The sequence below is a fragment of the Leeuwenhoekiella sp. A16 genome, assembly GCF_047946675.1.
Taxonomy (GTDB): Bacteria; Bacteroidota; Bacteroidia; order Flavobacteriales; family Flavobacteriaceae; genus Leeuwenhoekiella.
In genome coordinates this window covers 922,621-933,404 of the sequence record NZ_CP172313.1, presented here as the reverse complement: position 1 = coordinate 933,404, position 10,784 = coordinate 922,621, and the positions used below count along the sequence as shown (strand labels likewise).

7 protein-coding genes are annotated in these 10,784 nt (G+C 39.4%); all 7 read left to right on the top strand.

Going from position 1 to position 10,784, the window contains the following annotated elements:
* The first annotated feature begins 3 nt into the window (after positions 1–3).
* The 7 genes from ACH3O9_RS04055 (at position 4) to ACH3O9_RS04025 (ending at position 10,781) form a co-directional block, all read left to right on the top strand.
* Positions 4–1,572, top strand: coding sequence for a RagB/SusD family nutrient uptake outer membrane protein (locus tag ACH3O9_RS04055; RefSeq protein ID WP_416444652.1), 1,569 nt, complete (start codon positions 4–6; stop codon positions 1,570–1,572).
* Between the two features lie 28 nt (positions 1,573–1,600).
* Positions 1,601–3,148: an alpha-N-arabinofuranosidase gene (locus tag ACH3O9_RS04050; RefSeq protein WP_416444650.1), complete on the top strand. Its 1,548-nt coding sequence runs from the start codon at positions 1,601–1,603 to the stop codon at positions 3,146–3,148.
* A 10-nt stretch (positions 3,149–3,158) separates the two neighbouring features.
* The gene (locus tag ACH3O9_RS04045; protein ID WP_416444648.1) at positions 3,159–4,688 is read left to right on the top strand and encodes an arabinan endo-1,5-alpha-L-arabinosidase; all 1,530 of its coding nucleotides are present in this window, start codon (positions 3,159–3,161) and stop codon (positions 4,686–4,688) included.
* 1 nt (position 4,689) lies between these two features.
* Positions 4,690–5,691, top strand: coding sequence for a glycoside hydrolase family 43 protein (locus ACH3O9_RS04040; RefSeq protein WP_416444646.1), 1,002 nt, complete (start codon positions 4,690–4,692; stop codon positions 5,689–5,691).
* A gap of 100 nt (positions 5,692–5,791) precedes the next feature.
* Positions 5,792–6,787, top strand: a complete 996-nt coding sequence (locus tag ACH3O9_RS04035) for an arabinan endo-1,5-alpha-L-arabinosidase (protein ID WP_416444644.1) — start codon at positions 5,792–5,794, stop codon at positions 6,785–6,787.
* Complete coding sequence (locus tag ACH3O9_RS04030) at positions 6,788–8,776, top strand: glycoside hydrolase family 127 protein (RefSeq protein ID WP_416444642.1); 1,989 nt, start codon at positions 6,788–6,790, stop codon at positions 8,774–8,776.
* Positions 8,777–8,798: 22 nt separating this feature from the next.
* Entirely contained in the window at positions 8,799–10,781 is a 1,983-nt protein-coding gene (locus ACH3O9_RS04025) for an alpha-L-arabinofuranosidase C-terminal domain-containing protein (protein ID WP_416444640.1), read from the top strand.
* Positions 10,782–10,784 lie beyond the last annotated feature (3 nt).

Genomic DNA, 10,784 nt, shown 5'->3' with positions numbered 1-10,784 from the left:
ATTATGAAAACATATAAATATTTATTGATGTCACTTTCTCTTATCGCTCTCACTAGTTGCGATGATGAGTTAGAATTGAATAACCCAAATAGCCAAACTGCAGAAGAATTTTGGGTAGATGCAGATCAGGCGGTAGAAGGAACAAATGCCATGTACAACAGCCTTTTAATAGATGGTTATTATATGCGTATGACTCCTGCACTTACAGACGGTCGTGGTGATGATTTCACAGGAGATAGCCCATGGTTAGATTTAATACAGGTTGCAAATTTTACAATTTTACCAACTTCAGGACCTGTACAATGGACGTGGGCTGCATATTACCAACAAGTATTAAGAGCTAACCAGGTTTTAACCCGCGTTCCTGATATAGAAATGGACGAGGCTTTGAAAAATCGTTGTTTAGGTCAGGCATATTTTTTACGCGGTCTGGCATACTTCAATTTAGTAACCAATTTTCAAAAAGTACCTTTAATACTTACAGTTGCTCAAAGTGCAGATGAATACTATCCTCCTACAGCGAGCGAAGAGGAAATTTGGAATCAAATTATCGCAGATTTTACAGCGGCTCAAAATATGCTTCCTGTAAATTTCAATAATGTTTCTGGTGAGGATCAGGGGCAAATAGGCAGAGCAACAAAAGGTGCCGCTACAGGATTTCTGGGTAAGGCTTATTTGTATACGCAACAGTGGGGGAATGCATCTACAGAATTTCAAAAACTAATCTCAGGAGCTCAGGCAAATACATATAGTCTGGTAAGCAACTACAAAGATAATTTTAGCCCGTTTACCGAAAATAATAGTGAGTCTTTATTTGAAGTTCAATTTGCAACTCCAGATCAGGTGGGAGGAACTGTCAAGAATTATGGAGGAGAACCCAGTTCTGCATGGATGCAGGTTTCATCTGTGGGTCATACATATGCCATGGATGGGTATGGATATTCAGATTTCTTACCTACCAGATGGATTTACGATGAATATAAGGTGGAAAAAACAAAAGATGGAGGTGTAGATCCAAGACTTTTAAGTGCAATAGCATCTTTTGAACCCGAAGCAAATTCTACAACTGTTTATGGTGGCAGACCCTGGCCACATGCAGAAGATGCAATTTATCCTAGAAAATATACGCACGACGGTTTTGGCTTTACTACAGAAAGTCAGGGAAGTGTAGAATTATCTGATATTAACTATCGCCTTTTAAGATATGCCGATATTTTATTGATGAATGCCGAAGCCCTAAATGAAATGGGACAGACAGATCAGGCTTACGGCTTTATACAACAGGTGAGAGATCGCGCAAATTTACCAGATTTAAAGGTCGTAAAACCAAATATGACTCAGTCACAAATGAGAGATCAGATTGCTCATGAACGGGCTCTTGAATTCTCTATAGAAGGTATACGTATTCACGATATTGTAAGATGGGGTTGGTTATACGATAGCGCTAAATTAGCAGAATTAAAGGCTCATGATAATGATTTTAATTCGTGGACGCCAGGGAAAGAATATTTACCTATCCCACAAACTGAGTTAGATGTAAATCCTAATCTTGAACCAAATTCGGCTAACTAATCCGGTATAAACACACAAAAATCACTTTATGAAACTCAAAAACAAGATCAAATTAAGCCTCTCGTGTCTGGTACTCACGGGAAGTTTATCTTTTGCTCAGGCAACGGTAAAACTAGAAGCAAATGCAGATGCCCCTACAATCAATAAAAACATCTACGGTCATTTTGCCGAACATTTAGGGCGCTGTATTTATGACGGACTTTACGTAGGTGAAAAAAGTAACATTCCTAATACAGCAGGAGTGCGTAATGATATCATTAATGCACTTAAAGAACTTAAAATTCCTAATCTGCGCTGGCCTGGTGGTTGTTTTGCAGATACCTATCATTGGAAAGACGGAGTTGGTCCTCAAAGCGAACGTCCTACGATCGTGAATACCTGGTGGGGAAATGTTACCGAAGATAATAGTTTTGGTACACATAACTTTCTAAACTTATGTGAAGAATTAGGAGCAGAACCTTACTTAGCAGGAAATGTAGGTAGCGGTGAAGTCCAAGAATTGGCAGACTGGGTACAATATGTAAATTTTGATGGCATTAGCCCAATGTCAGACTGGAGAAAGGAAAACGGAAGAGATAAACCCTGGGGAGTTAAATATTGGGGTGTAGGTAATGAAGCATGGGGCTGCGGCGGTAATATGCGTGTAGAATACTATGCAGATATCTACAGAAAATACGCCACGTTTATGTCTGGCGCAGGTTTAGATGGTGGATTATTCAGAATCGCTTCTGGCGCAAGTGATGCAGATTATCACTGGACGGAAGTTTTGATGAGAGATATTCCACATAATTTATTGCAAGGTGTAGCATTGCATCATTATTCGGTTTTAAGCTGGTCTGCAAAAGGTCCTTCGGTTAAATTTTCTGAAGAGCAGTACTTCAATATCATGAAGCAATCCTGGTTGATGGAAGAACTCGTTACAAAGCATAGCGAAGTAATGCAGAAATACGATCCTGAAAATAAAGTTGCGCTTGTAGTTGATGAATGGGGCGGCTGGTACGATGTTGAAGAAGGTACAAATCCCGGATTTCTTTATCAGCAAAACACAATGCGTGACGCGATGATCGCGGGTATGAACCTAAACATTTTCAACAATCATGCAAAACGTGTGAAAATGGCAAATCTTGCTCAGGTAGTTAATGTATTGCAAGCTGTGATTTTAACAGAGGGCGAAAAAATGATTTTAACGCCTACGTATCATGTGATGAAAATGTATAATGTACATCAGGATGCAAAGTTGATTCCGTTAGAATTAGATTCTCCTGATTATGTGTTCAATGGTGAGAAATTACCAGCAATAAACGCTTCAGCTTCTAAAGATAAAGCAGGTCTCGTTCATATTTCGCTGGTAAATATAGATGCTTCTAAAAGCAATACAGTTTCTATTGATTTAAACGAAATGGGGATTAAATCATTCACAGGGCAGATTTTGACTTCAGGTACACTTCAGGATCATAATACTTTTGATAATCCTGAAGAAATAACACCCAAAACTTTTAAAGATTTCAAACTGAAAAAAGGAACTGTTGAATTAACAATTCCTCCATTTTCAGTGGTGGTTTTAGAGGGAAAATAACCGATTTCTAATGAAAAAAACCTGGTTTTTCCGTAAAGATATTTATCGCTTTTTTTTGTGTGCATGTTTGGTTGCGACGGGCTGTTCTAAGGATTCTGGAGAAGATACCAGTTCTACAGAAAACCCTGAAGAGGAACCTCAGACTCCTGAAGTTCCTCAGGAAGAGCCCGAATCAACCTATACTGTAGATAATATTACTGACACGTATTATGACGTCGCTGGTGCTGAGAATGTGTATAACTGGGGGCCTTATAATGTGCATGATCCTTCTATAATAAAAGTTGGCGATACCTATTATTGCTACAATACAGATGTTTCTTTTGGTTCAGAAATAAGACCGGGAATTCAGATTCGTCGTTCAAAAGATCTTATTGACTGGGAATTTGTAGGGTGGGTTTTTGATGGCCTTCCGGCGAAAGGGAGTCAGTTTATAAAAAGCAAAGGTGACGATCCCTTCAACGCATTATGGGCGCCTTTTGTTATGAAAGTTGGTAGTGAATACAGATTGTATTACTCGTTATCTTCAAATACTCCACGTCTCAGTGTTATTGGTCTGGCTACTTCAAATTCGCCACTCGGTCCTTGGACAGAAAAAGATCTGGTTGTAACCTCGGTTGATGATAATTCAGTGCAAACTAATGCTATTGATCCTACAGTTGTAATTGATAAAACCGGACAGCACTGGTTGTATTACGGTTCGGCATGGGATGGTATTTATTATTTAAAACTAAATGCTGCCACAGGTCTGGCAGATTCTTCCGGAGATAAAGGAAAACGCATCGCTCAACGTGGTTTTACAGGAAATTCAATTAATGGAAATATAGAAGGTCCCGAAGTTATTTACAATGAAGAACAGGATAAATATTATATGTTCATCGCTTACGACTGGCTACAAACCAAATATAATGTACGCGTAGGTCGAAGCGATAATCCAGACGGACCATTCTACGATTTTAATGGATTAGACATTAATACTGAAGTAGATAATACACCTATGATTCTCGCTCCGTATCAGTTTAAGGGGCATTCCGGCTGGCAGGGAGTTTCTCATCCGGGAGTTTTTAAAGGTGATGATGGTCAATATTATATGGCGCATCAGGGAAGACCGGGAGAGAACAGCTATTTTATGGTATTGCACATTCGTAAAATGTATTGGACAGAAGATGGCTGGCCTATTGTTTCGCCAGAGCGTTTTGCAGGTGTAGCACAAGACGAGATCACCACTGCAGATCTTGCGGGTAACTACGAACAAATAATTCTCGGTTATCAGGTTGTACCCGGTTATGCCGAAACGCAAACACTACCGGATTTTCAATATGCGGTCGATTTACAACTTGCTGCAGATGGTTCTATAAATGGCGACGCAAACAATCAATGGTCTTTTGAAGCACCGTGGTTAACAATGAGTTTTAGCAATGGCTTTACAGATAAATTGTATGTAGAGCGAGGTAGAGATTGGGAAAACAAAGTAGCTTCTACAATTGTATTATCGGGATTAAATAATGCCGGAACAGCAATTTGGGGCAAAAAAATAAATTAAAATGAAGATAAAATTATATAGTTTATTAGCAGTAGGAGCACTTCTAATTTCGTGTAAAACAACCGTTGCTCAAACAGATGTTCAAAGAGGAATGGAATTGTTTAAAACGCAGGAAGCTTCTTTCAACAATCCCATTATAAAAGATAAATACACCGCAGATGCGGCGGCTTTGGTTTACGATGATACCGTTTATTTATACGCCGGTCACGATCAGGCAGCAGACAATGAAGAGCGGTATATTATGAATGAATGGTTAGTCTATTCTTCTAATGATGTGGTAAACTGGAAAGAACATCCTGTGCCTTTAAAACCATCAGATTTTAAATGGGCAAAGGGTGATGCTTGGGCGGCTCAGGTAATTGAGCGTGACGGAAAGTTTTATTGGTACGTTACTGTAGAACATGATTCGACACATCCCGGTAAAGCTATTGGTGTTGCGGTTTCAGACAGTCCTACCGGGCCTTTTAAAGATGCAATTGGGAAAGCGCTTATTACAAATGATATGACCACCCAAACAGATATTGGCTGGGATGATATTGATCCAACTATCTACATAGATGATGATGGGCAGGCTTATTTGTATTGGGGAAACCGGGTTTGTAAATATGTAAAGCTTAAGGAAAATATGGTAGAAATGGATGGTGAAATTCAGACTGTTGACCTTCCAAAATTCACTGAAGCACCATGGATTCATAAACGAGGTGATTGGTATTATCTGTCCTATGCCTACGATTTTCCGGAGAAAACAGCCTATGCGATGAGCAAGTCTATTACAGGACCTTGGGAATACAAAGGAATTTTAAACGAAGTTGCCGGGAATAGCAATACAAATCATCAGGCAATCATAGATTTTAAAGGAAAATCGTATTTCATTTATCATAACGGCAGCATTCCTACCCACGGAAGCAGTTTTCACAGATCAGTTTGTGTTGACCGCCTTTTTTATAATGAAGACGGAACTATAAAACGCATACAAATGACTTCTGAAGGTATTCAGGAATAACTTAAATCATGAAAGCCCATAATGGGCATTTAACAAATAAAGACCATTATCAATCATTATAAATAAAAGGATATCAATGGTTTGTGAATTTTTTATAAAGATGAAGAAATCAACCATTTTTTACCGATTTTTAGCCATTTTTGGGCTGTTTTTGACCAATTTTGGCTACGCTCAGCAGATACGTGTTCACGATCCGGTGGCGATAAAAGAAGGCAATACCTATTATATTTATTGCACAGGTCGCGGTATAAGTACTTTTAGTTCGCCAGATTTAAAGAATTGGGAACAAGGTCCGCAAGTTTTTGAGCAAAAACCGGTTTGGGCAGATTCGGTAGTAGATGATTTTAAAAATCATATCTGGGCGCCCGATATTTCGCATCATAACGGCGTTTATTATCTGTATTATTCCGTTTCGGCTTTTGGTAAAAACACCTCTGCAATTGGCGTAGCTACAAATACTGTTCTTGATCCTAAAGATGAAAATTATAACTGGGAAGATCAGGGAATTGTGATTGAATCGATTCCTAATCGTGATCTGTGGAATGCTATCGATCCTAATCTTATTATCGATGAAAACGACACGCCTTGGCTGGCTTTTGGTTCTTTTTGGGATGGTTTAAAATTGGTAAAACTGAATAAAAACCTAACTGAAATCGCGCAGCCCCAGGAATGGCATACTATCGCTCGCAGAGAACGTAATTTTGAATTGGCAGATTCAGATCCTGGCAATGCAGCTCTGGAAGCTCCTTTTATTTTTAAGAAAAACGACTATTACTATTTATTTCTTTCTTGGGATCTCTGTTGTCGTGGTGAGAACAGCACTTATAAAGTTGTTGTGGGCAGATCTAAAAATGTTACAGGGCCTTATTTAGATAAATCTGGAAAAGAGTTAAATGATGGTGGAGGCACTTTATTGGTAGAGGGAAATAATAACTGGTATGGCGCAGGTCATAACAGCACCTATACATTTGATGGGAAAGATTATATCATCTTTCACGCTTATGATGCAAAGGATAACGGCGCTCCAAAACTTAAAATTTCTGAGCTGGAATGGAATGATGGCTGGCCTAAACTAAAAACTAATGTTCTTGATTAAATGAAAAAACAGATCTCACACATAGCAAAAGCTTGCGTTTTATTCGTTTTTCTGGGAATAATTTCCTGTAAAGAAAAACCGCAAGAACTCGCGGTAAATTCTTCTGAAGCTAAAGAAGAATCTGGCTATAAAATAGAACCTGTCAACATTCAGCATGTAAAACTAACTGATGATTTCTGGCTTCCTATTATAAAACGTGTACAGGAAAAAACCATTCAGTATGCAATTGATAAATGTGAAGAAGAAGGCCGAATGGACAACTTTCTAATCGCTGGGGGTAAAATGCAAGGTTCTGTAAAAGGTGCAATGCCTTTTGATGATTCAGATTTGTATAAAATTATTGAGGGCGCTTCTAATTCGCTGATTAGTGCTCCCAATGAAAAGCTGGATGTTTTGCTTGATTCTTTAATCGCTATAATAAAAGTGGGGCAGGAGAAAGATGGCTACCTCACTACATGGCGCACAATAGATCCTGCAAAACCACCCGCGCCCTGGGTTAAAGTCACCGAAGGCAAGCGTTGGGAATATCTCAATATGAGCCATGAATTGTACAATGCCGGTCATTTATATGAAGCCGCAGCGGTGCATTATAAAGCAACCGGAAAACGCAACTTTCTCGATATCGCACTTAAAAATGCCGATTTAATCTGCAAAACCTTCGGTGATGCTGAAGGTGAAATAAAAGCTGTCCCCGGTCATGAAATTATAGAGACTGGTTTAATTCAGCTTTATAAAATCACTAATGAGGAGAAATATCTTGACATGGCGCGGTACTTTTTAGACAACCGGGGCAATCCTGAAAATCACGAATTGTATGGCGCTTATTCCCAGGATCATATCCCGCTAGTAGATCAGGATGAGGTTGTGGGGCATGCCGTTCGTGCAGTTTATGTGTACGCCGCGATGACAGATGTTGCGGCCTTGCAAAATGATAAAAGTTATGAAGATGCCGTTTTTGATCTATGGAATAATATGGTTGATAAAAAAATGTACATCACCGGCGGGATAGGAGCGAAGCATGAAGGCGAAGCTTTTGGTGAAAACTATGAGCTGCCTAACCTTACCGCTTACAATGAGACTTGTGCCGCGATAGGCGATGTATATTGGAATCATCGTTTACATGATCTCACAGGCGACGTAAAATATTTTGATGTTATAGAACGAACATTGTACAACGGTTTGATCTCTGGTCTTTCTCTTGATGGAACTAAGTTTTTCTATCCTAATGCGTTGGAATCTGACGGAGTTTATCAATTTAATCAGGGTGCTTGTACGCGTAAAGACTGGTTTGATTGTTCCTGCTGCCCTACAAATCTGGTTCGGTTTATTCCTGCCATTCCGGGGTTGATTTATTCAAAAAGTAACGACGCTATTTTTGTAAATCTTTACGCCTCAAATGAAGCCACAGTAGACTTAAATGAAAATAAAATAAAAATCACTCAGGAGACTAATTACCCGTGGGATGGAAAGATAAAAATGACCATAAACCCTGAAAAATCGGGTGATTTTGCCTTAAAATTGAGAGTTCCGGGTTGGGCTAGAAATGAGGTTTTACCGGGCGATTTGTATGCTTATGTAAATCAGTCTCAGGACAAGATAAATCTGGGGATAAATGGGCAAAATCAGGATTTTACAATAGAAAATGGCTACATAACGCTTTCGCGAAAGTGGAATACGTCAGACGAAATCGAGATCAATTTCCCTATGGAAGTTCGCGAGGTAAAAGCTTCTGACAAAGTGAAAGAAGATGAAGGGAAAGTTTCTGTTGAATATGGGCCTATCGTTTACGCCGTTGAAGAAATTGATAACAAAAAAGACTTTGATGCGATTAAAATATCTGCCACAGAAGATTTTACAGTAACCAAAGAAAATGACCTTCTGAAAGGCGTTAACACTATAAATTCAAACAATTTTAAAGCCATTCCCTATTACGCCTGGTCAAATCGCGGAATAGGAAAAATGAAAGTTTGGCTGGATTATCAACAATAAATCACACAAGAAAAGCACACTAATGAAAAATAAAATTATACAGAAAGTTGCCTTAATTGCTCTGGGACTTCAGGCGACAATGGGTTTTAGTCAGGCAAATCTTGACGTAGATCTGTCAAAGAGCATCACAAAAATTGCTCCCACGATGTACGGTATTTTCTTTGAAGATATCAACTTCGCTGCAGATGGCGGTTTATACGCAGAACTTGTAAAAAACCGTTCTTTTGAGTTTGAACTTCCCATGATGGGCTGGCTGGAGCCTAACAGCGACAGACATTCCTTTAATAATAATTCAGGGATTGCCGCGCCGGTTAAATATATGTATGATTCTGGCAATGAGAATTTTTGCAGAGTTACTGTAAAAAATGCCTCGGGTTATGAGCTGATTAATCAGGGTTTCCGTGGGATGGGAATCAAAGAAGGCGATACGTATAATCTTTCGCTTGAAGCGAAAAAATTTACCGGAGACATAACAAAAATTATCGTTCAGTTAATAGATGATAATGGAAAAGTTATAGGCGAGACTTCGGTTGTTCCTGAATCTTCAGAATGGAAAACTTATGAAGGCACACTGGTGGCCAATTCCACTGTAGAAAAAGCACAATTAAAAATCACTTTTGAAGGAACGGGAGAGATCGATCTTGATATGATTTCGCTTTTCCCACAAGATACCTGGAAAGGTAGAAAAAACGGTTTACGTAAGGATTTAGTGCAGTTATTGGACGATTTAAATCCAGGGTTTTTACGTTTTCCCGGGGGTTGTATAGTTGAAGGAAGAACGCTGGCAAAACGTTATCAGTGGAAAAAAACTGTTGGTCCTGTTGAAGATCGTCCTTCGCTTATAAACAGATGGAATACTGAGTTTGCACATCGTCTTGCGCCGGATTATTTTCAGTCTTTCGGTCTTGGTTTTTTTGAATATTTTCAACTCGCCGAAGATATGGGAGCAGAGCCGCTGCCTATTTTAAGTTGCGGTATCGCTTGCCAGTTTAACACCGGCGAACTTGTGCCAATGGAAGATCTTGATCCTTATGTGCAGGATGCGCTTGATCTGATCGAGTTTGCAAATGGTTCTACAGAAACTGCATGGGGAAAAGTTCGTGCAGATATGGGTCATCCTGAACCTTTTAATATGAAATATATAGGCGTAGGTAACGAGCAATGGGGACCAGAATATATTGAGCGCTACAAGGTTTTTAACGCCGCGATCAAAGAGAAATATCCTGATATGATTATAGTTTCAGGAAGCGGCCCATTTCCCGAAGGAGATTATTTTGATTACGGGATGAAGGAATTGCAAAAAATAGGAGCCGAGATAATTGACGAGCATTATTACAAGCCTCCGGCCTGGTTTCGTGAAAACGCGACTCGTTACGATAGTTATGACCGCAACGGCCCTAAGATTTTCGCAGGTGAATATGCCGCGCAAAGTGTAGCAATCGCAAGTCCTGAAAATAAAAACAACTGGGAATGCGCGCTTTCTGAAGCGGCATTTATGACGGGTCTTGAGCGCAATGCTGAGGTTGTTCATTTAACGTCTTACGCGCCGCTAATGGCTCATTCTGAAGGTTGGCAATGGACGCCAGATCTTATTTGGTTCAACAATCTTACAGCTTACGGAACGCCAAATTATTATGTGCAAAAACTGTTTGCTACAAATAGCGGTACAGATTTATTTTCGGTAAAAGAGAATGGAGAAGCGCTTACCGGGCAGCATGAATTGTATGCTACAGCGGTTACTGATGCAAAAACGAAAGAAGTAATTGTGAAGCTTGTAAATACATCTGGAGAAGCTCAGGAAATAAATCTTAATTTTAAAGGAAGCAAGATTTCTGGTAAAGGTGAGATTGTAACCTTGATGAAAGGAGACTTAACGGCCGAAAATTCATTTGAAGCGCCACAAAATATCTCCCCAAAAACCGAAGAAATCCGGGTAAAAGGCAGTAAAAGTAGCATCACTTTACCTGCGTATTCGCTTAATGTGGTGAAGATTTCAATGAAATAAAAT

What these genes read in the sequence shown, in the direction of transcription:
- ACH3O9_RS04040 (WP_416444646.1), top strand. Translation starts at nt 4,690, where the DNA reads ATGAAGATAAAATTATATAGTTTATTAGCAGTAGGAGCACTTCTAATT.
- ACH3O9_RS04055 (WP_416444652.1), top strand. Translation starts at nt 4, where the DNA reads ATGAAAACATATAAATATTTATTGATGTCACTTTCTCTTATCGCTCTC.
- ACH3O9_RS04030 (WP_416444642.1), top strand. Translation starts at nt 6,788, where the DNA reads ATGAAAAAACAGATCTCACACATAGCAAAAGCTTGCGTTTTATTCGTT.
- ACH3O9_RS04050 (WP_416444650.1), top strand. Translation starts at nt 1,601, where the DNA reads ATGAAACTCAAAAACAAGATCAAATTAAGCCTCTCGTGTCTGGTACTC.
- ACH3O9_RS04025 (WP_416444640.1), top strand. Translation starts at nt 8,799, where the DNA reads ATGAAAAATAAAATTATACAGAAAGTTGCCTTAATTGCTCTGGGACTT.
- ACH3O9_RS04045 (WP_416444648.1), top strand. Translation starts at nt 3,159, where the DNA reads ATGAAAAAAACCTGGTTTTTCCGTAAAGATATTTATCGCTTTTTTTTG.
- ACH3O9_RS04035 (WP_416444644.1), top strand. Translation starts at nt 5,792, where the DNA reads ATGAAGAAATCAACCATTTTTTACCGATTTTTAGCCATTTTTGGGCTG.